The organism is Cobetia sp. D5 (genome assembly GCF_035666195.1).
GTDB lineage: Bacteria > Pseudomonadota > Gammaproteobacteria > Pseudomonadales > Halomonadaceae > Cobetia > Cobetia amphilecti.
The window spans coordinates 1,644,951-1,664,981 of the sequence record NZ_CP142020.1 but is presented as its reverse complement, the minus strand read 5'-3'; the positions used below and the strand labels follow the sequence as shown (position 1 = coordinate 1,664,981).

General features: G+C 60.9%; 20 protein-coding genes. 11 read left to right on the top strand and 9 right to left on the bottom strand.

The window, feature by feature from the left end; genetic code table 11:
- The first annotated feature begins 741 nt into the window (after window positions 1–741).
- Window positions 742–2,151 carry an NAD(P)-binding domain-containing protein gene (locus U0O11_RS07020; RefSeq protein WP_043332205.1) on the top strand — a complete coding sequence of 470 codons (1,410 nt, stop codon included), beginning with the start codon at window positions 742–744 and terminating at the stop codon, window positions 2,149–2,151.
- Window positions 2,152–2,409: 258 nt separating this feature from the next.
- Here the strand turns inward: U0O11_RS07020 and U0O11_RS07015 are convergent, their stop codons facing one another.
- The 6 genes from U0O11_RS07015 to U0O11_RS06990 form a co-directional block, all read right to left on the bottom strand.
- A complete protein-coding gene (locus tag U0O11_RS07015) occupies window positions 2,410–3,066 on the bottom strand; it encodes an HAD family hydrolase (protein ID WP_225347935.1) in 657 nt (218 codons plus the stop codon).
- Window positions 3,063–3,995, bottom strand: coding sequence for a phosphodiesterase (locus U0O11_RS07010; RefSeq protein ID WP_225347934.1), 933 nt, complete (start codon window positions 3,993–3,995; stop codon window positions 3,063–3,065). The genes U0O11_RS07015 and U0O11_RS07010 overlap by 4 nt, the downstream gene beginning before the upstream one ends.
- A gap of 183 nt (window positions 3,996–4,178) precedes the next feature.
- Window positions 4,179–4,346 carry a hypothetical protein gene (locus U0O11_RS07005; RefSeq protein ID WP_153635554.1) on the bottom strand — a complete coding sequence of 56 codons (168 nt, stop codon included), beginning with the start codon at window positions 4,344–4,346 and terminating at the stop codon, window positions 4,179–4,181.
- Between the two features lie 136 nt (window positions 4,347–4,482).
- A complete protein-coding gene (locus U0O11_RS07000) occupies window positions 4,483–5,841 on the bottom strand; it encodes an ammonium transporter (protein ID WP_253061789.1) in 1,359 nt (452 codons plus the stop codon).
- A 352-nt stretch (window positions 5,842–6,193) separates the two neighbouring features.
- Entirely contained in the window at window positions 6,194–7,003 is an 810-nt protein-coding gene (locus tag U0O11_RS06995; RefSeq protein WP_324692351.1) for an aminomethyltransferase family protein, read from the bottom strand.
- A complete protein-coding gene (locus U0O11_RS06990) occupies window positions 6,927–8,432 on the bottom strand; it encodes a DUF1989 domain-containing protein (RefSeq protein WP_324692350.1) in 1,506 nt (501 codons plus the stop codon). The genes U0O11_RS06995 and U0O11_RS06990 overlap by 77 nt, the downstream gene beginning before the upstream one ends.
- A gap of 477 nt (window positions 8,433–8,909) precedes the next feature.
- On the opposite strand from U0O11_RS06990, the gene U0O11_RS06985 reads away from it, so the two are divergent.
- Window positions 8,910–9,842, top strand: a complete 933-nt coding sequence (locus U0O11_RS06985) for a histidine kinase (RefSeq protein ID WP_052384365.1) — start codon at window positions 8,910–8,912, stop codon at window positions 9,840–9,842.
- Between the two features lie 42 nt (window positions 9,843–9,884).
- Here U0O11_RS06985 and U0O11_RS06980 read toward each other — a convergent pair whose 3' ends face one another.
- The 3 genes from U0O11_RS06980 to U0O11_RS06970 are packed head-to-tail and all read right to left on the bottom strand — an operon-like array spanning window position 9,885 to window position 12,608.
- On the bottom strand, window positions 9,885–11,174 hold the full coding sequence (locus tag U0O11_RS06980) for an ISL3-like element ISPpu12 family transposase (protein ID WP_324692349.1): 1,290 nt from the start codon (window positions 11,172–11,174) through the stop codon (window positions 9,885–9,887).
- Between the two features lie 21 nt (window positions 11,175–11,195).
- The gene (lspA, locus tag U0O11_RS06975) at window positions 11,196–11,708 is read right to left on the bottom strand and encodes a signal peptidase II (protein ID WP_003821921.1); all 513 of its coding nucleotides are present in this window, start codon (window positions 11,706–11,708) and stop codon (window positions 11,196–11,198) included.
- A 3-nt stretch (window positions 11,709–11,711) separates the two neighbouring features.
- Window positions 11,712–12,608, bottom strand: a complete 897-nt coding sequence (locus U0O11_RS06970; protein WP_004364974.1) for a cation transporter — start codon at window positions 12,606–12,608, stop codon at window positions 11,712–11,714.
- A 95-nt stretch (window positions 12,609–12,703) separates the two neighbouring features.
- Between U0O11_RS06970 and cadR the strand changes: the two genes are divergently transcribed.
- From cadR to U0O11_RS06925, 9 genes are all read left to right on the top strand, one after another.
- On the top strand, window positions 12,704–13,111 hold the full coding sequence (gene cadR / locus U0O11_RS06965) for a Cd(II)/Pb(II)-responsive transcriptional regulator (protein ID WP_007148576.1): 408 nt from the start codon (window positions 12,704–12,706) through the stop codon (window positions 13,109–13,111).
- Between the two features lie 93 nt (window positions 13,112–13,204).
- A complete protein-coding gene (locus tag U0O11_RS06960) occupies window positions 13,205–13,606 on the top strand; it encodes a sensor histidine kinase (protein WP_043332223.1) in 402 nt (133 codons plus the stop codon).
- Window positions 13,603–14,568 carry a response regulator transcription factor gene (locus U0O11_RS06955; protein ID WP_317292900.1) on the top strand — a complete coding sequence of 322 codons (966 nt, stop codon included), beginning with the start codon at window positions 13,603–13,605 and terminating at the stop codon, window positions 14,566–14,568. Before U0O11_RS06960 ends, U0O11_RS06955 begins: the two co-directional genes overlap by 4 nt.
- On the top strand, window positions 14,565–15,470 hold the full coding sequence (locus tag U0O11_RS06950; protein WP_324692335.1) for a PAS domain-containing protein: 906 nt from the start codon (window positions 14,565–14,567) through the stop codon (window positions 15,468–15,470). Before U0O11_RS06955 ends, U0O11_RS06950 begins: the two co-directional genes overlap by 4 nt.
- 175 nt (window positions 15,471–15,645) lie before the next feature.
- Complete coding sequence (locus tag U0O11_RS06945) at window positions 15,646–17,055, top strand: NAD(P)-binding domain-containing protein (protein ID WP_215824292.1); 1,410 nt, start codon at window positions 15,646–15,648, stop codon at window positions 17,053–17,055.
- 189 nt (window positions 17,056–17,244) lie between these two features.
- Window positions 17,245–17,697, top strand: a complete 453-nt coding sequence (locus tag U0O11_RS06940; protein ID WP_084589279.1) for a DMT family transporter — start codon at window positions 17,245–17,247, stop codon at window positions 17,695–17,697.
- Between the two features lie 14 nt (window positions 17,698–17,711).
- Complete coding sequence (locus U0O11_RS06935; RefSeq protein ID WP_043332225.1) at window positions 17,712–18,032, top strand: DMT family transporter; 321 nt, start codon at window positions 17,712–17,714, stop codon at window positions 18,030–18,032.
- Window positions 18,033–18,215: 183 nt separating this feature from the next.
- Window positions 18,216–19,004 carry a CmcJ/NvfI family oxidoreductase gene (locus U0O11_RS06930; protein WP_156961859.1) on the top strand — a complete coding sequence of 263 codons (789 nt, stop codon included), beginning with the start codon at window positions 18,216–18,218 and terminating at the stop codon, window positions 19,002–19,004.
- Window positions 19,005–19,267: 263 nt separating this feature from the next.
- The gene (locus U0O11_RS06925; protein WP_225347925.1) at window positions 19,268–20,017 is read left to right on the top strand and encodes a 2OG-Fe(II) oxygenase; all 750 of its coding nucleotides are present in this window, start codon (window positions 19,268–19,270) and stop codon (window positions 20,015–20,017) included.
- Window positions 20,018–20,031: the final 14 nt, after the last annotated feature.

Here is a 20,031-nt window from a genome sequence, read left to right as displayed (position 1 = left end):
CTTTTCCCTCCTGATCCCGTCTCTTTCTCCATTCACACAGCACTCACTATTGTGACACCCCTTTTCCATCCTCCTCACACCCCTATTTTACGCAAAATCACAAAATTACCAGCACCCACTTGCTTGACCAATAGATCATTTCAGCCCTCCACCCGCTTGACTCAGCATGCCTTGAATAGGCAGAAAATCATCCACCTTCGAATCGACATTGCAACACGGCAATCTTCTTTTCTTTCCACATGAAAAACAAGCCAGATAACGCCACGGAAAACCACCACCACAACATCAAAAATATACACGCAAATCAACAGTTTACAAAAAAATAACCCGAGCCATGAGTCGATAAATCGCATCCTTGCGCTTGGCCTTTCCAAAGTGACACAACCCGAAATAATCTTACCATTAAAGTCTAAACACCCTCGTGATCGTGTACACTTCATACACTCAGAATCAATGCCTCACATTTGAGATGGCGCATCATTTCTGCGAGGATGCCTCACGTTCCGCGAGCCGTAGATTGCTCTCAAGGCAAGAAAAATACGGCTTCCGTGTTCAGGTTCAGAGAAATGTCAGGTGGCCAGTCAACTGGATTCCTTACCTTTCCAGGCCACTCAAGCGCTGGATAATGCTCATTATTATCGCGCTCCACTACATAGGAAAAAGCACCTGGTCAACACGAGATCCCGCAACTCGTTGTTCACGGAACATGACGTCTCATTACAGTCTCAACAGGAAATACCCATGACAAAACGCATTGCGATCATTGGCGCAGGGCCGAGTGGCCTGGCACAGCTGCGCGCCTTTCAATCTGCCGCTGACAAGGGTATCGATATTCCCGAGATAGTCTGTTATGAAAAACAGAGTGACTGGGGTGGTCTGTGGAATTACAGCTGGCGCACCGGTCTCGATCAGAATGGTGAACCCGTCCACGGCAGCATGTATCGCTACCTGTGGTCCAACGGCCCCAAGGAATGTCTGGAGTTCGCGGATTATTCCTTCGAGGAGCACTTCGGCCATCCCATCGCCTCGTACCCGCCACGTGCGGTGGTCTTCGACTACATCAAGGGTCGGGTCGAGAAGGCAGGCGTGCGCAAGTACATCCGCTTCAACTGCCCGGTGCGCCACGTCAGCTTTGACGACACCCGCGAGCAGTTCACCGTCAGTGTCCATGACCTGCAGGCCGATGCGGTCGTTCAGGAGCAGTTTGATCACGTCATCGTGGCATCAGGTCACTTCTCGACCCCCAACGTGCCGGAATTCCCGGGGTTCTCGCAGTTCAATGGCCGTATTCTGCACGCTCATGACTTCCGCGACGCGCTGGAATTCAAGGGCAAGGACCTGCTATTGATCGGCAGCAGCTACTCTGCCGAAGATATCGGTTCACAGTGCTACAAGTATGGCGCTCGCAGCATCACCACCAGCTATCGCACCGCCCCGATGGGCTTTGCCTGGCCGGACAACTGGGAAGAGAAGCCGCTGTTGCTGAAAGTGGACCGCGACACGGCCTATTTCCGCGATGGCAGCAGCAAGAAGATCGATGCCATCATCCTGTGTACCGGCTACCTCCACCACTTCCCCTTCCTGGATGAGCCACTGCGCCTCAAGACGGGCAATCGCATGTGGCCGCTCGGTCTCTACAAGGGCGCTGCCTGGGAAGAGAATCCGCGCATGTTCTACCTCGGCATGCAGGACCAGTGGTACACCTTCAACATGTTCGACGCCCAGGCATGGTGGGTGCGTGACGTGATTCTCGGTGAGATCGCGCTGCCCAGCCGCGAGGCGATGCAGGCGGATAGTCAGGCATGGCGTGACAGGGAAGAGACACTGGACAGCGATGAATCAATGATCCTCTTCCAGGGTGATTACGTGAAGTCACTGATCTCGGAGACGGATTATCCGAGCTTCGATATCGACGGCGTCAATCGCACCTTCCTCGAGTGGGAGCACCACAAGCACGAGAACATCATGACCTTCCGTGACTACTCCTACCGCTCGCTGATGACCGGCACCATGGCCCCGCGCCATCACACGCCCTGGCTCGACGCGATGGATGATTCGCTGGAAGCCTTCCTGGCGCAGCCCGACAAGAGCGCCAGACAAGCAGGCGGCGAGACAGCCACCGCCGAGCAGCTCGCGACTGACGACGCCTGAGCAGGCCATCTCAGTCAGCAGCCGTCTGAGCGAGCAAGCCGTCTGAGACGACGAGCTGCGTGATCCTCCAGGCAACGATGCCGCCGAGTCATGACACGACTCGGCGGCATCGTTCTATCAATTCACACGTGCAACAGCTCACTCGTGCAGGAGCTCACACGTGCAGCAGCTCACACGTGCATGAGTGAACCAGTGCATGAATGAATCAGAGCAAGCGTGCGCAAAGGCCTGCGCCTTGCGGCCGGCCCTGCTCAGGCTCTATACCGCTTCGCGACTGTCGCTGCTTGGCAGATCGCAAAGTGATGTCAGCGCCTGCGGCTGCGCGATGACCCGCTCCGGCGCCATGCTGGCCAGTCGCTCGGGGCTTTGCCATCCCCAGCTGACCGCAGCGGCACGACACCCTGCCTCGTGCGCGGCGCGAATGTCGCTGACGGCGTCGCCCACCATCCAGCTGCGCTCCACCGCCACTTGCGGCGCTGCCAACAGACCCGCCAGCTTGGCCCCCTTGCTGCCCGCGATCTCGCCGCCCAGCACCTGTGACACGCAATCCGCCAGGCCGGCGGCGGCCAGCGTGGCACGAATCATCTCGCTGTGATTGGCCGACAGCACCATGACGTCGCCCTGCTCGGCGAGTGCCGACAAGGCCTCGCGCATGCCGGTGAAGACCGCCGGCGGCGCCGCCTGGCGGGTATAGGCAAAGACATGCGCGGCAAAGCGCGCGACGGCCTCGCCCGTGAAGCCCTGCACACGCGCCATCTCCTCGAAGGTCACGTTGTCCAGCGACTCCCAGCTGTCGCGTTCCAGCACGATCGTCCGCCCTTCCAGGTGCGCCGCATGCGCACAGGCCTTGAGGCACAGTGTCAGGCTGTCGGCAATCACACCATCAAAATCAAAGACATATAACGCTTTGTTCATTCTTTTGCTGCCTCAGCTGCCTGCAAGGTATTGCTCAACGGCTCGCGCTCGCGAGTCGGAATCCGCTCATCGCGCTGCAGAGCGATCAATTCATCGAGCGCCTCCAGCGACTGGGCGGCCTCGAGCGTGTCGTGGAAGAAATAGCGGCGACTGTCATCCATGTAGAGGTGCAGGTGATTGACGATCTGCTCCTCGCCTATCATCAGCACGCCATAGGCCGGCGGCTCATGACTGCCTGCAAGACAATCCGCCGCGGAGACCAGATCCAGCCCGACCTGATGATTGACGCCCGGCAGGGTCGAGAACGAGAGCCCTCGCCAGACACCGCTGGCCGGACGATGCACATGCCCGAACAGCAAGTGCTCGACGTTGCCATGCCGCTGGATCACGTCATGCAGCGCCTGTGAATTCTGCAAGCGGATGCCATCCATGTAGCGGATACCGAGGGCCATGGGCGGATGATGCAGCGCCAGCAGAATACGGCGATCGTGATGCGCAGCCAGACAGGCATCCAGCCACGCCAGGCGGGACTCACACAGCAGACCGCCATGCTCCCCCGCGACGGCCGAATCGAGCATCACCAGCACGCAATCATCGGTGCCGGGGCCGAAGGCATGCGCATACTGCACGAAGCCTCCGTCATCACAGGGCAGCTCCGGGAAGGCGGCCTGCAGAGTCTCACGCGCATCGTGATTGCCCATGCCGAGGAAATACGGCATCGACAGTTCTTCCAGCACCTCACGCAGCGCCTCGAAGGCGGCCGGCTCACCGCGATCGGTCAGGTCACCGCTGATGATCACACCCTGAGCATCGCCGTGGTGCAGATTGATATCGGCGACGGCAGCCGCCAGCCGTGCACGCGGGTCCAGCCCGTAAAGTCGCTTGTCAGGGGCGACCAGATGGGTATCGGTCAGATGAATCAGTTTCATGCTATCGCGCGTTCCATGAGTGCCACCTTGAGGGGCCGCCATTATCAAGCTCTCAGGTGACGACTGCGTGACGCACGCCACACTCTCTTCGCGCAAAGCCAATCGGGTGCAATGGCACCTATCAAAAACGCCGCAGCGCTGAGCGCTGCGGCGTTTGATATGCCGGTCTTGATGCCCTGAGGGTCACGGCGTCTTCTTGCTCTCGAAGGACGCTTTCTCGTGGCGCAGGATGTTGGCGCTCAGCGCAATGCAGACGCCAGCGGCGACCAGCAGGCACACCGCCACGGCACCAGAGTTGCTGAAGAAGAAGGCGTAGTTGCCTGCGTGTACCACAGTATCGACAGTTTCCATTGCAAGACTCCTTGCGAAAGCGGATATCGGTTCGGTCTACCAGTACTGCAATAACGGGGCCAGTCAGCGCTTATCTCGACATCATCTCGACAGACCGGCCCCTTCAGAAGGTGCACCGGGACTCAGCTACCAGGGCTCAGCTGATGTCCGGGCGCTTGTCCATCGGCGCCGCGACCACCCCACCGGAACGTGCCGGCACACTCGAAGATGACTCGGTTGCCATGCTCTCCGGGTAGGCCTTGGCCGGGACTTCGAACAGGTCCAGCCCCAGTACTTCGACATGCGGCGGTACGCGCAGCAGGTTGAACTTCTTGAGCAGATAGGCCACGCCCCAGCCCGGAATGAAGCCCGTCAGCGCCATCACCACCGCGCCGGTCAGCTGGCCGGTGAAGGAGACGTCCGGCACGCCTTCGCCGACATTCGGGAAGCCGGCCGCGAAGATGCCCACCAGTACCACGCCGTAGAAGCCGCAGAAGCCATGCACCGCGAAGGCGCCGACGGAGTCATCCAGGCCACGCTTCTCGAGCAGTGCGCCGATCTTCGGCATCAGGGCGCCACCGGTGACCGCCAGCACGAAGGCCAGGCCCGGGTTGTAGAGATCCAGCCCCGCCGCGACGGTGATGATGCCGCCCAGCGCACCGGACATGGTCCAGAAGGGATCACGCGAGGACAGATAGGCACCGATCACGCCGCCACCGAAGCCCATCAGGGTATTGAAGGCGAAGGCAGAAAGGTTGGTACGATTGCCGTAGATGGTGGTCCAGCCGATGTCACCGGTGTTGAAGATGATGCAGCCGCCGAGGAAGCCGAAGAAACCGACGATGATCAGCATCAGGCCGATCAGGGTCATCGGCATGTTGTGCGGCGCGATCACCTGCGGCTTGCCATCGTCACTGTACTTGCCGATGCGCGCGCCCAGATTGAGCAGCACCCCCAGCGCGAAGAAGCCGGCCACGGCGTGCACCACACCGGCGGCGCCGACATCGTGGTAGCCCAGCTTGTGCAGCATCCAGCCATCCGGATGCCAGCCCCAGGCGCCCGCCATGATCCAGACACCGGCACCGAGAATCACCGCCAGAATCAGGAAGGCCCCCAGGCGGATGCGTTCGATCACCGCCCCCGACAGGATGGAACCGGTAGTCGCGCCGAACAGGGCAAAGGCGGCGAAGAAGATGCCGGTGCCCATGTCATCGGCGTCCGGACGCATGCTCGCGCTCCACGGCAGAGCGGCGGACGCCTCGATGGGGATCAGCCCGTTGGGGAAGGCGTTGTAGATCCACCAGCCCACGAAGTAGAAGGCGGGGATGATCGAGGCCAGCGTCAGCACGTTCTTCATGCCGGATGCCAAGGCATTCTTGGAACGTGAGGCACCGATCTCATAGGCCAGAAAGCCTGCATGGATCAGGAACATGATGGCGGTACACCACCAATAGAACACCTCGATGTTCATCGCCTGATGCATATCCAATATGCTTTGCAACGTCTTTTCATCCATCGTCTTTTCTCCTTTACCGGAGCTTGTGGATCAGCGCGCCTCACTGTGCAAGCGGCACTGCCCGTCCGGGGGTTGTTGTTGTTTTTCAAGGGGACCTGCTGGATAAAGCAAGCGACATGCCAGATGACCCTCATCGGCCACCCTCAGCAATTCGTTGTTTTTACTGCATCATTCTTGAAACCGAGGACTCCTCTTCAGATATGAAGCCCATGAAGCCTTCCCTGCGAGGAGGATGGGCGTTATTGAGGCATGCCGGCCACGGCATGCACCGTGAGATGACTTGCAGGGCGCTGCATATACGCAAGTCATTGCGCGCGACTCACCTCTCATGCTTCCCCTCCTGGCAGTGAGATCAGCTACGCACCTTGAGGCGCTCCGGGTCATGGAAGGGCAATGTCACCACCTCGGCGGCGAGGCGCTTCTGATGGCCATCCAGCTGGCCGATCTCAAGCTGGGTTCCCGGGCTTGCGAAGTCCGGTGCCAGGCGGCACATCGCGATGGAGCGATCGAGCAGCGGCGACTGGGTGGCACTGGTGACCACGCCCACCGGATAGCGGCCGTGATAGACGAGATCGCCGTGGCTGACCAACTCGCTGCTGTGCATCTTCAGACCCATCACGCGATGCCGTGATTCCGGCGCCTCGCGTTGCAGCGCTGCCCGCCCGACGAAGTCATCCTCCTTGCTCTTCATCGGCACGGTGAAGCCGATGCCCGCCTCATAGGGGGAGGTCTGCGGGCAGAATTCATGACCGGCGAAGATCAGCCCCGCCTCGATTCTCAGCATGTCGAGGGCATCCAGTCCCAGCGGCGCGATGCCATGGGGCTCACCCGCCGCCCAGATCGCTTCCCATACGGCCGGGGCATCCTTGGGATGACACCAGACTTCATAGCCGAGCTCACCGGTATAGCCGGTGCGCGACACCATCAGCGGGATGCCATCCGGTCCCGACAGACGACCGATCATGAAGCGGAACCAGCCCAGCGTTTCCACCTCAGGCTGGGTGCGCGCATTCCAGATCAACGGCGCCAGCACCTCACGACTCTTCGGTCCCTGCAGCGCGATGTTGTGCAGCTGATGGGTGGAGTCACGCACCGTGACGCGATAGCCCTGGCGCTGGGCAAGCTCCCTGAGCCACTGGCCGCTGGCCGCTGGCCGGGTCACCGCAGATCCAGCGGAAGGTCTGTTCGCCCATGCGGAACAAGGTGCCGTCATCGAGCATGCCGCCGGTTTCCTGACACATGGCCGAGTACACCACCTCGCCGATGGAGAGCCGTCGTACATTGCGGGTCAATGCGTATTGCAGCAGGCGTTCGGCATCGGGGCCGGCGACCTCGAACTTGCGCAGCGCCGAGAGATCCATCATCGCGACCCGCTCGCGGCAGGCCAGATATTCGGCCCGCGCACCCCACCCTTCGTAATGCGTGGCCAGCCAGTAGCCGTGGTAGTCGATGAACTGCTTGGTCAAGGCGGAGGTGCAGGGATGAAAGGCGGTGGGCAGTGTCATGCGCGGCAATTCCTCGGGCCGATTGCGATAGGCGATCCCACGGGGGAAATCATGTTCAGCGGCGTAGATGCGCACCTGGATATCGGTCGGTACCCAGCCGTTGGCGGCGTCGATGTCATCCGGACAGGCCGATGAGGCGCAGATGAGGTCACGGTCGGCGCGCAGCAGCACGTAGTCGCCGGGGCGCGACCAGGGCTCATCCACCGCCAGGGTGCCGCAAGGCTCTACATAGGCATTGAAGAAGAAGTTGATCGCCGGCCAGCTGGCACGCTGTTGAATGCCATGCGACGCCGACAGGGCGTTGTTGAAATTGATCGTGCAGCTATCGTGGCCGAAGTAGCCGTGGTGTTCGTAATACTGCGGCGAACAGGCGAGCATGAAGCTGTCATGGCGCCCCACCGTGTCCTGCACGACCTCAAGCATCGGATGCAGGTGCTGATCGAAGAACACGGAGTAGAGCCCCGGGTTGGGCATGCAATGACCGGACAGGCTGCGCGTGGCGCCGGCGTCCAGCCCCAGCTCTTCCCCCTGCGCCCAGGCATTGGCATCGAAGGCCACGAAATCGGAGCACTGGCGACCCGCCACATCGATGATCTGGATCCACTCGCCCTGCTTGACCTCATAGACCTCGACCGTGCCCGCCGCGACTCGCCGCTCCTGCTTGATCGACGCCAGGGGGACGGGTAACTGCTCCTGATCGGGCACGCTCTGAAAGTGCGCGACCTCAAGCTCGGTGGCCAGATGCTCACCATCGATCGACATGTCATCACCGGGGGCCAACAGAATCAGGCGCGCGGCAGGCGCTTCCAGCGGCCAGCGAATCTCGGCCGGCAACCCGGCCACTGACAAGCGCTGCCACTGCGACAGTGGCACCTGCGCGACTCCCAGCGCTGCCAGACGCTGCTGGGTGAACGGGCTTCGCACCTGCTCGGCCTTACCCTCTTCTGCCCCTTGTGGCTGGCTGGCAAAGGCATGTTCTTCCAGACAGGTGATGCTGGCGTAGCGCGCGAGTGTCAGTCCATCGACTGCGTTTGCAAGCTCTCCAGCTTCTGCCTCTGCAACTTCTGCCCCTCCAGCTTGTGCCACCCCGTGCTCTCCCTCCCGGCCCCCCTGGCGGCAATAACAGCCACTCGCAGGCCTGGGCACCATCGACGGATGACACCTGCACGCTGTCCCCCGGCGACAGCTCAAGCGCCAGCGCATCCAGCCCGGGTATTCGATAACGATACGGCTGGCACGGCGTGGCAGCGGGTATCTCGACTGCAAGCTCCATCGTGGTGATACCTCTTGTGGTCATGGCAAGTGGGTCCGGCGTTGCACGCGTGATGGGGTGAAGCAGCTCCCCGATGTGCCTGGATGGTGCATATCCCCTTCTGCGACGCACCACGTTCTTCATGGTGAATTAAATTTACTCACAGTGGAGATCGCGACAATCCATCAAGAGAGGTACCCATGAAGGGGTAAGCCGTTCACTGGCATGAAGCTTGCTCATCAAGCTTGCTGACGCGACATCGCAAGCCCGAAGAAAGAACCCCGAAGCAGGAAGTAGAGAGAGGAGCTCGCATGCAAGTCATTCTCGGCGCAGGGAAGGAAGGCAAGGTGCCTGCTGCACGAACGGCGGCCGCCCTGGTTGATGTACGCCGAGCCGACGACCCACTGCACTCCTCCCCCGGCGATGCGAGACGCGAGACGCCCAAGCTCGACGCCATCACCCTGCGCATCGCCACCTGCGCTGACCTCACGGAGACGCTGCCATCATTGCTGGGAGAGCTGCTGCGAGAGCTTTGGGGGGAACTTCAGGGAGAGAGGATGGGCCTCTTCAGCCAGCAGATTGCCGGCACTCAGGCTTGCTCACGTCCTGTCGAGAGCTGCGTGCTGCATCGCGGGGTCGATCAGCAACGCCATGAGGTGATCGCGCCGACTGGCCTCGCCCTGCCCGCAAAGACGCGTCAGACCCTGCTGGAGATCGTCAGCCAGATTGCTCACGACGCGCACGTCAGCCGTCAGCCGCTAGCTGTCTCGGGCAAGCCCCACGGGGTATTGATCGCCCTCACGCACACCACTGACAGCCAGGCGACAGGCGATGACTGGTTGTGGCTTGGAGAGCCGGCCGCCGAAGCCCTCGAATCGAGGCTCGCGAGCGCCGCCATCGATGCCCTGAGCCGTGGCCTGGCACTGCATCAGCAGCAACAGGCGCGTCACGCTGAAGACAGGAAGGCAGCGGTGGATCAGGCACTGAAGAACGAACGTCGACATCTGGCGGCGGAACTGCACGACACCCTCGCCCAGGAATTGAGTTATCTGCAGATGCAGAGCGCACGCCTGACTCGCGCCGCTCGTCATGCGCCACAGGAAGTGCAGGCACTGGCCGAGGACGTGCATACCCAGTCCCGGCGCGCCTTGCGCCAGACCCGGGAGCTGATCAACGGCGCGCACGCCACCTGGGGAGACGCGCCGCTGGCCTGTGTGCTGGACAACTTGGGTATACGGATTTAATGGTTGATGGGGCACCTTCACCCCATCAATCTGATACCACCCTCAGATGGTTGATAGATCGACTCCGTAGTTGAGTTCCTCTGCGAAGTCCGGCAGTCCGTAACCGATGGTTTTCTTGTAGAAAGGAGAGACCTTCGCAGTCGGTGCCTTCTTCTTGTGCTTCGTGGTGTAGAGCATTCGTGCCCGCATCACCTCGAAGGAGTAACCGCGCCCTTCACGGTTCTTGTCCTTGGCCAGTCGGTTGATGGACTCCGTGTAAGCGTTGGTGACGGGCATGTCCGTCTCGAAGTAGGTCATGGTCTCTTCGCGCCAGTTTCCCACTGCCCTGACCAGATCGCTCCAGACTTCCTTTTGGCCCTTCGGGATGGTGGCTATCCACTCGTCCAGGGCGGCTTCTGCCTGGAGCCGTGTGGTGGCGTCCCAGATGCCGTAGAAGCGCTCCTTGTGCTCGTAGGCGGCCAGCAGTTGCGGGAACGCGCCTGTCCAGGTCTCCATGATGAGGCGCTCCCGGTCTGAGACTTCGTGAGCGCGTTTCAGCAGGATTTTCCGGTCTCCCTTGAGAGTCCGGCTCTGGGACGGTTTCAGCTCCTTTCTGAGGCCCTTGCGCACTCTCTCTAGGGCATCGTTGGCCATGCGCACCACATGGAACTTATCGACCACGATACGGGCCTGGGGCAGCGCAGCCTTGACCGCTGCCCGGTAGGGGTTCCACATGTCCATGCTGACGATCTCGACCTTCTGCCGGTCTTTCAGCTTCATCAGGTAGTTGGTCACCACGTCCTGGCGGCGGGTGGCCAGCAGGTCGAGCAGGGTTCGCTCCTCAATGTTGGTCAGAATGCAGCGGTAGCGCTTGTTCAGGTATAGCTCGTCAATGCCCAGGATGCGGGGCGTCTCGAAGCGGTGCCAGCGCCCCAGGAACTCGGCGCGGGCGTTGAAGATGTCGCGCACCGTCTTCTCGTCCAGGCCGGTCTGTGCCGCCACAAAGGTGTAGGGGTGGTTGAAGGATTCCTTCTCCACGTACTCATGCAGCCGCAGTGTCATACGGAATCCGTCCACCATCTCCGGTAGCTGGGGCCTGAATGTTGTCTTGCAGGCCCGGCAGGTGTATCGGCGGCGGACCACCCAGAGAGTGACCCGCTTGCCGTGGATGGGCAGATCACGATAGGGAACGTCACGCTTGCCGAACCGTACGAACTCACCCTGCACGCCGCATTCCTCGCAGGCGATGGGATCGGGCACGTCCACCTGGAAGTGCATTTCGTCGTCGGTTGATTTGCAGCCCAGTACTTGGTATTGCGGCAGGTGAAGGATGTTGTCGGGAAGTTCGGTCATGGTGTTGTATAGGCGTAGGTGTCAGTCAGATCCATCCGACTCGGCATTGGTGTTTGCTTTTTTACCCAACAAGCTGCTGGAAACGAAAAGTAAGGCACCGAGGACAATTGCAATATCAGCCAGGTTGAAGGCCGGCCAATGCCAGTCTCGCCAATAGAAATCAAAGGAATCCACAACATAGCCGCGAAAGACCCGGTCAATCAGGTTGCCCATGGCGCCACCGAGGATAAGACTGTAAGCGATGGCTTCTCCTTTATGACGATTTTCAAGGATCAGCTTGATCAGAAAAATCGAGACCACTACCGCGATTCCGATAAAAAAGTAGCGCTGCCAGCCTCCACCATTCGCAAAAAGACTGAATGCGGCACCGGTGTTCCATAGGTGCACCCAGTTAAAGAACGGGGTCACCGAAACATACTCGCCATAGGCCATTGATTGCTGCACCAGCCACTTTACAGCCTGATCAGACGCTGCCAGCAGGCCCGATATGGACAATAGGGCATACGGCGAGAGCTTTTTGCCAATAATGAGCATTATTTAACCCTTCAACGCCAAAATGCGTCTGGCACCGTTAAGTACAATGCCCCCCGCGATGGTGCCGATAATCAGATCCGGATAATTGGAACCGGTCCACGCGACCAGGGCGCCGGCGGTGATGACCCCCAGGTTGATCACCACGTCGTTGGCCGAGAATATCCAGCTTGCCTTCATGTGCGCCCCGCCTTCCCGATGTTTGGATATGAGCAGCAGACAACTGGTATTGGCAATCAATGCGACGAATGCGATAGCCATCATCACCAGCGATTCAGGCTCACTACCGAATACAAAGCGTCTCACCACCTCTACGAGCACGCCCACAGCCAAGATCAGTTGCAGTACACCAGCAAGATGCGCGGCACGTACCTGCATTTTCACGCTATGTCCAACCGCATAAAGGGCAAGCCCGTACACCGCCGCATCGGCAAAATTGTCCAGGGATTCTCCAATCAGGCCGGTGGACCGGGCGATCAGACCGGCAGTCATTTCCACCACGAACAGAAGTGCATTGATGCCGAGCAACCAGCGCAGGGTCCCGGATTCTTGCTTAGCAGAAGCTGCCGAAAACTCGGCGGCCTTGATGGTCTCCGGATTTGCAGCGACGGTTTCCTGAAGCGAGGCGCCTAGCCCCAAGGTCTTCAGTTTCGAGGTGACGGGCTCGACCTCGCCGTCATGCACGACCTTCAGCCGGCGGTTCGACAAGTCGAAGGACAGCGCCCGAATCTCCTCAAAGCCGTTCAGGGCTAGGCGAATCATTCGTTCTTCTGATGGACAGTCCATCTTCGGCACGGCATAAACACTGACCCATCTCCCTGGCGCCTCGGAGGAGGCCTGTATATCGGTATCCGCTGCGGACGTTGCATCACCGCCACAGGCGCCACCACAGGATTTGCTCATGATACGACTCCACTTGAACAATGTTGTGGTACCATTTAAAACTATAAAGCTACTATAAGGTCAATAGAGTAAAGAATCCGTTGGGGAGGAGGCTGATGCGCATTGGTCAGTTGGCGCAGTTGGTAGGGGTCGAAACACAGACGATCCGCTTCTATGAACAGCAGGGCTTGTTGCCGCCGCCTGATCGGCAGGACAACGGTTACCGTGTCTATACCGAGAAGCATGGTGAGGGGCTGGCCTTCATCCGTCGCTGCAGAATCCTGGGCCTGTCACTGGCTGAGATTCACGAACTACAGAGCTATCAGGACGACCCTCATCAGCCTTGTACCGCCGTCAACACCTTGCTCGATGATCACATCTCTCATGTGCGGTCGCAGATAACCGCTCTGCAAGCGCTTGAGAAACAACTCGTTTCACTGAGAGCGAGTTGCAACGATGACCGGGAAGTTGAGGCGTGTGGGGTTCTTGCTGGAATTAGCGAAGGAAACATGCACCAGCAGTAGGTGAAGCATCAACCAGATAATCCGATGAGATGCCGGTCTGTCTCACTCTCATGCAAAGGTAAGATCAACCATTTAATCCGCTTACCCGACAACTTGATCGAGGAATTCGAGACACGCTCAGGCATGGTGTTCGAGCTCGACAACCGCATCCAGTCGCTGCACCTCCCCGATGCCCAGGCCCTGCAGGTGATGTTCATCGTGCGCGAAGCGATGACCAACAGCGTGCGCCATGCTCGAGCCCCCCACCTGCGCCTGCAATTGCTCTATCAGTCTTCAGGGCCTCATCAATCTTCAGGGCCTCAGCCAGCGGAGCGGGTGTTGCTGACCATCGAGGACAACGGCTGCGGCTTTGACCCCGCCGACGTCGCCCCCGCCCATTTCGGGCTGGGCATCATGCAGGATCGCGCACGCCAGCTCGGGGCCGACTTCGCCATCACCCAACCCCGCCATGGCGGTACCCGCGTGACACTGAGCTGGGAGCGCCACGACACATGACCGTGACTCGCCAGATGCCCTCGACACACCAGACACCCTCGACACCCCCGACACGAGTCGTGCTCGTCGACGACCATCCGCTGTTTCGGCGTGGGCTGGCTGAGCTTTTGAGTGAAGGTGGCCTGTTCGAGGTCGTGGCCGACTTCGATGACGGCACCGATCTGCTCGACGCCCTGCCCACCCTGGCCCCGGAGCTGGTGATCGTCGACTGGCAGATGCCGCAGCTCGATGGCCTGACCCTGATGCGCCATCTCAAGCAGCGTGATGCCACTCTCAAGGTAGTGCTGCTGACCGCCTCCGATGACAGCCGCCACCTGTTGGATGCCATCCAGCAAGGGGCGGATGGCTACCTGATGAAGGACACCGACCCCGAACGCATTCTCGAGCGCCTGCAGGCCGTGATCGACGGCAAGCTGGGGCTGGAGGAAGAGACCTTGCTGCTGCTCGCCCGGCGTCTGCAGCAGGACCACCGCCAGCGCGAACAACACTCGCAAGCACAGACACATAAACAGCAGCATAAACAGGAGCAGGAGCAGACTGAGGCGCTGCCAGCTGTGGCGAATCCCCCTGCTGGCCCCACGCTCGACGGGGCCGCCGCTCTCGACCGACCCACGACACCTGACTGGCCCACGGCAGCTGACTGGCCCAAGGCACCTGACTGGCCCACGGCACCTGAATGGTACGAAGGCCTGACCGAGCGTGAACGCGATACCCTCAAATGGATCGGGCGCGGCCTCAGCAACAAGCTGATTGCCCGCGAGCTGGGCATCAGTGACAGCACGGTGAAGGTCTACGTCAAGAATCTGCTGCGCAAGCTGAACCTGCATTCGCGACTGGAGCTGGCCGCCTGGGTCTACGCTCACCCGCTGACGCCCGCGAGCGATGCCAGCCGAGCGCTCGCCGAGGACGCGACAGGCGCCGAACAGGATACGACCCGGGCCAAAAAGGAGAGCCTGCGATGATGCGCTTTCTCGAACAGTTCGCCTCCGCCTCGATTGCCTCGCCCGCCTCGATTGCCTCGCCCGCCTCGACTGCCTCGACTGCCTCGCCCTTCAGCGCACAGGCGATTCTCGATGGGCTGAGTGATGCCGTGCTGGTGGTGAATGCCGACAGTACGCTGCTGTATGCCTCGCGCGGCTGGCAGTCCCTGAGCGGACACGAATCGCGCGACCCACGGGAAGACATGCCACCCGCCACTCGAGCGGACGGGCACGGCACGGCAGCGCAGCGCCTGCGCGATGCCCTGCACCCCGCGGATCAATCGCGCTGGGACATGCTCGCCCGCCACGTTTCGCGCCGCGAACGCCCTGACTGCTGGCGATTGCGCATCATGGGGGCGGACCACCACTATCGCTGGTGTGAAGTGCGCAGCCAGTCGCTCTCGCTGGCCTCGCCCTGGCCCGCCACGCTCACCCTGCATGACATCAGCGAGCGCGTGCAGCAGGAGCAGATCGACGCCGCCAACCTGCGCAGCCTGACACGGCTGATCAAGGGGCTGCCCGCGATGGTCTATCGCGCGCGCAACAACCGCCACTGGTCGATGGAATACATCAGTGACGGCTGCCTGGCCATCACCGGCCTCAGCCCCCAGCAACTGCTCGACCATCCCTCCCTCACCTACGGCGAGATGATCCATCCCGAAGATGCCGACCGCGTGTGGGATCAGGTGCAGGCAGCCCTTGAGGCCCGCACTCCCTTCACCCTTGCCTACCGCATTCGCCATCGCAAAGGCGAGGTCATCCGGGTGCAGGAAAAGGGCCATGGCATCTATTCACAGGATGGCACGCCCTTGGCGGTGGAGGGCATCATCTTCGCCGTCGACACCTCGGATATTCCAGGCGTACCGCCATCGACTGACGCATGAAATGAGACATGAACTGAGACATGAACTGATGTACCCCTTTATGGCTACCCTTTCCGAGCAATGTGCAGCCGGAGCACATCTCGCTAGCCTGTTTCGTTGTCAGTGTTTCACGACGTCACCACGTCCTGAAGCCTCGGATAACGCATGAAGACACAACAAGAACAGGAAGGTATCCATGACCCAACGTATCGCGATCATCGGTGCAGGACCCAGTGGCCTGGCTCAATTACGTGCCTTTCAATCCGCCGCCGACAAGGGCATCGAGATTCCCGAGATTGTCTGTTACGAAAAGCAGGATGACTGGGGCGGTCTGTGGAATTACAGCTGGCGTACCGGACTGGATGCCCACGGCGAGCCGGTCCACGGCAGCATGTATCGCTACCTGTGGTCGAATGGCCCCAAGGAATGTCTCGAATTCGCCGACTACTCCTTTGAAGAACATTTCGGGCGCCCTATCGCCTCCTATCCGCCGCGCGCGGTGCTGTTCGACTACATCAAGGGTCGCGTCGAGAAGGCCGGCGTGCGCAAGTACATCCGCTTCGGTTGCCCGGTGCGCCAGGTCACCTTCGATGATGCCAGCCAGCAATTCACGGTCAGCGTGCATGACCAGGCGCTCGATCTGGTGACCAGCGAAAGATTCGATCACGTCATCGTGGCCTCCGGGCATTTCTCGACGCCTAATGTGCCGGAATTCCCCGGTTTCTCGAGCTTCAATGGCCGCATTCTGCATGCCCATGACTTCCGTGATGCACTGGAATTCAAGGGCAAGGACCTGCTGTTGCTCGGCAGCAGCTATTCCGCCGAGGACATCGGCTCGCAGTGCTACAAGTATGGTGCGCGCAGCATCACCACCAGCTATCGCACCGCCCCGATGGGCTTCAAATGGCCGGACAACTGGGAAGAGAAGCCGCTGCTGGTGAAGGTCGATCGCGATACCGCCTATTTCAGTGACGGCAGCCACAAGCGCGTCGATGCCATCATCCTGTGCACCGGCTATCTGCACCACTTCCCGTTCCTCGAGGAGTCGCTGCGCCTCAAGACCCAGAACCGCATGTGGCCGCGGGGGCTCTACAAGGGGGTGGCGTGGGAAGAGAATCCGCGCCTGTTCTATCTCGGCATGCAGGACCAGTGGTACACCTTCAACATGTTCGATGCCCAGGCCTGGTGGGTGCGTGATGCGATTCTCGGCACCCTGCCCCTGCCGTCATTGGACGCGATGCGTGCAGACAGTCTGGCGTGGCGGGCCCGCGAGGAAACGCTGGAAAGTGATGAGGACATGATTCTCTTCCAGGGCGATTACGTGAAATCGCTGATCGAGGAGACCGACTACCCGAGCTTCGATATCGATGGCGTGAATCGTACCTTCCTGGAATGGGAGCATCACAAGCACGAGAACATCATGACCTTCCGCGATCACGGCTATCGCTCCTTGATGACCGGCACTCTGGCGCCCAGGCATCACACGCCGTGGCTGGAGGCGATGGATGACTCGCTGGAAGCCTATCTGGCCCAGCCGGCCGAGGCCGCGACACCATCCGATGCGGAATCAGACATTCAGGCGACGACCACGCCGCTGGCCTCCTGACGCTCCTGGTCACCAGGGCTCGTGTTCAAAGGGGCTCTTGTTCAAAGGAGCTCTGGCCAAACAAGGCTGCGCCAACGACTTGCCAGGCAGCAGGTGGAGGGACAACAGGCGGAGGGGCTCCCTCCGCCTTTTCCTGCATCAAAACATCAACAAAAACTCATATAGACTGGTATTGGTTGTTGGATATTGATGAAACGCAGGTCTCTCACAGGTAATGAAACGCCGTATTTCTCGACACCCCACAAGGACACCCCACAAGGACACCCGATCACCATGCGCATCACGCTCTACTTCCTGATCTCGACCCTGTGCGAAATCGGCTGGGCCACGGGCCTGAAAGTCGCCGACAGTCCGCTGGAATGGGCACTGACGGTGCTGCTGGTCATCATCAGCCTGAGTCTGGTCACCCAGATCGCCAAGACACTGCCCGCCAGCACCACCTACGCCATCTTCGTCGGCCTGGGCACGGTGGGGACGGTGGTGGCTGACCTGCTGTTCTTCGATCTCGAATTCCAGTGGTCCACGCTGGGCTTCGTGGTGCTGATGCTGATCGGCATCATCGTGCTCAAGACGGCCCCCAGCGCGCCTGCCGACAAGCAGCCTCGCGCGAGTGCCACACCGCAGACCACCCTCAGTGAATGACCAGGAGTGACGTCATGGATTGGGTCTATCTGATCGCCGCCGGCTGCTGTGAAGTCGTCGGCGTCACCGGTTTCAACCAGTACGCCAATCAGCACCGCCGCATGGGCGTGTTGCTGGTCGCGCTGGGCTTCAGCTCCTCCTTGAGCCTGCTGTATCTGGCCATGGACACCATCAGTCTGGGCATCGCCTATGCCGTGTTCTCCGGCATCGGGACCGTGGTCAGCGCCATCATCGGCGTGCTGTTCTGGCGCGAGCACTTCTCGTTTCGCCGCATGGCCTGCATCGGCGTCATCGTGCTGTCCATCGCTGGTCTGCACCTGTCCGGCGGGCATTGAGCGTCGGTCGGCGCTTGATTATTGCCATATGTGCAATAACCAATTGCCGACAGGCGCCTTTTTCTGCCCGCGCCAGTGCACTAGCCTCGTGAACCAGCCTCCTGGACTCGGCACCGCAGGCACCCGCCTGAGTGCCTGTCCTGCGGCATCCTCTGACAACCCATCGTGAAGGAGGTCTCGTTCATGTCAGCGCCCGTCCCTACCCGCATGGCGTTCGTCAATTATCAGCTCGACCGCCCGGAAGGCCTGCAGATCAAGGTGGACCCGAACGGCGAGACCGGTCGCCGTATCGAGCCGGAGCATGACCGCCGCGGTGTCAGGCTGCAGGACCTGCGCGCCACACCGCCCAGCTTCGCCTGCCAGGGGCTGCTGTTTCTCGACACGCCCGAACTTGCCGTCGATGTGCGCGATGCCAAGGTGCGCGATCGCCTGCACACACCGGCCATCGAGGCATTGCTCAAGCAGCAGCTCGGCGTCAGTGAGGTGCAGGTGTTCGACCACACCCTGCGCGGCTTCGAGGGTGAGCGCGTGCCGGCGCAGCATGTGCATGTCGACTACTCGCCGCGCTCTGGACCGCAGCGCGTGCGCGATCTGCTCCCGCCCGAGCAGGCGGAGCAGTGGCTGAGCGGCCACTACGGCATCGTCAATGTCTGGCAGCCGGTCGAGCAGGCCGTCGCACGTGACCCGCTGGCCTTCGCCGATACCCAGAGCGTGCAACACGAGGACTGGGTCAACATCGACATCCTCTATCCGGACCGCTGCGGCCAGATCCAGGGCCTCGTGCACAATCCGGCTCACCGCTGGTACTTCGCCTCACAGATGCGCCCCGACGAAGCCATCGTCTTCAATGCCTTCGACAGCGCCGGCAAGCCGCCGGTCGCGCATACCGCGGCCGAGCTGCTCGATACGCCCGACGATGCGCCGACACGCACCAGTCTCGAGACGCGGGTATTGGTCCGCTATCCCGACTGAGGTGTCACGGCCGCTGGTTGATAACGGCTGGTCGGTGGCGGCTGGTTGAAAATGACTGGTTGGTGGCGGCTGAGCGCCGCGGTCGAGATGGCAGACACCTGGCCCATCCGGGTTGCTGCCCCTCGCCCGCCCCTCGCCCGACCTTATCGGCACTCGCCACCAGATGACCGTCGCCCAGGCCTCCCTCCTTGCAGGCCTGGCGGCCACCGCTTGGCGGCCACCAGATTCTCGTCTCACATTCTTCGTCATTCAGGAGCTTTGCCATGAGCTTGTCTTTCCATGTCGTCCGCCACGAACGCGGCTTCTCTCCCACGCCCCTGCCCATCTGGACCGACAACGGCGACGTGTCTGATCTCTTCGAGGCCGACGCGGCGCCAGAGGTGGTCCGTCAGGAAGTCGAGGGTGTCCCGGGTGCCTTCCAGCTGCTCAATGTGCTGACACCCGCCGAGGCCGACAACTTCGTCGCCGCCCTGGAGGAAATGGGCTTCGAGGAAGATGCGCCCGTCTCCCTGCCGCGTTCGGTACGCCACAACCACAACGTCAACTGGGTCGTCAGTGAAGCGGTCGATCAGGTCATCTGGCAGCGTTCGGCGCCGCTGGTGACCGAGCAGATCCAGGGCGAAGGCGCCAAGGGCATCAATGCGCGCTTTCGCGTCTATCGCTACGAGGCCGGCGACTTCTTCAAGCCGCACACCGATGGTGCCTGGCCGGGCAGTCGCGTCATCAATGGCGAGATCGTCCAGGACGCCTATCCGGGCCTGATGAGCCAGTACACCTTCCTCATCTTCCTCAGCGATGGTTATACCGGCGGGCGCACCGAGTTTCTGGTCAGCCGTCGCGACCCCGGCAAGCCGGCCCAGTCGCAGGATGATATCCAGAAGGTATCGGTCTCCACGCCCAAGGGTGGCGTACTGTGCTTCCCGCATGGCTCGCACCCGCAGCACTGCGTGCATGCCAGCGAGCCGATCCGCGACGGTGCCAAGTACATCATCCGCAGCGATATCCTCTATTGATGGCTGCCTGATGA

Excerpts from the sequence above, each read along its gene's own strand:
- U0O11_RS07020 (WP_043332205.1), top strand. The coding sequence starts at position 742 with ATGACAAAACGCATTGCGATCATTGGCGCAGGGCCGAGTGGCCTGGCA.
- U0O11_RS07015 (WP_225347935.1), bottom strand. The coding sequence starts at position 3,066 with ATGAACAAAGCGTTATATGTCTTTGATTTTGATGGTGTGATTGCCGAC.
- U0O11_RS07010 (WP_225347934.1), bottom strand. The coding sequence starts at position 3,995 with ATGAAACTGATTCATCTGACCGATACCCATCTGGTCGCCCCTGACAAG.
- U0O11_RS07005 (WP_153635554.1), bottom strand. The coding sequence starts at position 4,346 with ATGGAAACTGTCGATACTGTGGTACACGCAGGCAACTACGCCTTCTTC.
- U0O11_RS07000 (WP_253061789.1), bottom strand. The coding sequence starts at position 5,841 with ATGGATGAAAAGACGTTGCAAAGCATATTGGATATGCATCAGGCGATG.
- U0O11_RS06985 (WP_052384365.1), top strand. The coding sequence starts at position 8,910 with ATGCAAGTCATTCTCGGCGCAGGGAAGGAAGGCAAGGTGCCTGCTGCA.
- U0O11_RS06980 (WP_324692349.1), bottom strand. The coding sequence starts at position 11,174 with ATGACCGAACTTCCCGACAACATCCTTCACCTGCCGCAATACCAAGTA.
- lspA (WP_003821921.1), bottom strand. The coding sequence starts at position 11,708 with ATGCTCATTATTGGCAAAAAGCTCTCGCCGTATGCCCTATTGTCCATA.
- U0O11_RS06970 (WP_004364974.1), bottom strand. The coding sequence starts at position 12,608 with ATGAGCAAATCCTGTGGTGGCGCCTGTGGCGGTGATGCAACGTCCGCA.
- cadR (WP_007148576.1), top strand. The coding sequence starts at position 12,704 with ATGCGCATTGGTCAGTTGGCGCAGTTGGTAGGGGTCGAAACACAGACG.
- U0O11_RS06955 (WP_317292900.1), top strand. The coding sequence starts at position 13,603 with ATGACCGTGACTCGCCAGATGCCCTCGACACACCAGACACCCTCGACA.
- U0O11_RS06950 (WP_324692335.1), top strand. The coding sequence starts at position 14,565 with ATGATGCGCTTTCTCGAACAGTTCGCCTCCGCCTCGATTGCCTCGCCC.
- U0O11_RS06945 (WP_215824292.1), top strand. The coding sequence starts at position 15,646 with ATGACCCAACGTATCGCGATCATCGGTGCAGGACCCAGTGGCCTGGCT.
- U0O11_RS06940 (WP_084589279.1), top strand. The coding sequence starts at position 17,245 with ATGAAACGCAGGTCTCTCACAGGTAATGAAACGCCGTATTTCTCGACA.
- U0O11_RS06935 (WP_043332225.1), top strand. The coding sequence starts at position 17,712 with ATGGATTGGGTCTATCTGATCGCCGCCGGCTGCTGTGAAGTCGTCGGC.
- U0O11_RS06930 (WP_156961859.1), top strand. The coding sequence starts at position 18,216 with ATGTCAGCGCCCGTCCCTACCCGCATGGCGTTCGTCAATTATCAGCTC.
- U0O11_RS06925 (WP_225347925.1), top strand. The coding sequence starts at position 19,268 with ATGAGCTTGTCTTTCCATGTCGTCCGCCACGAACGCGGCTTCTCTCCC.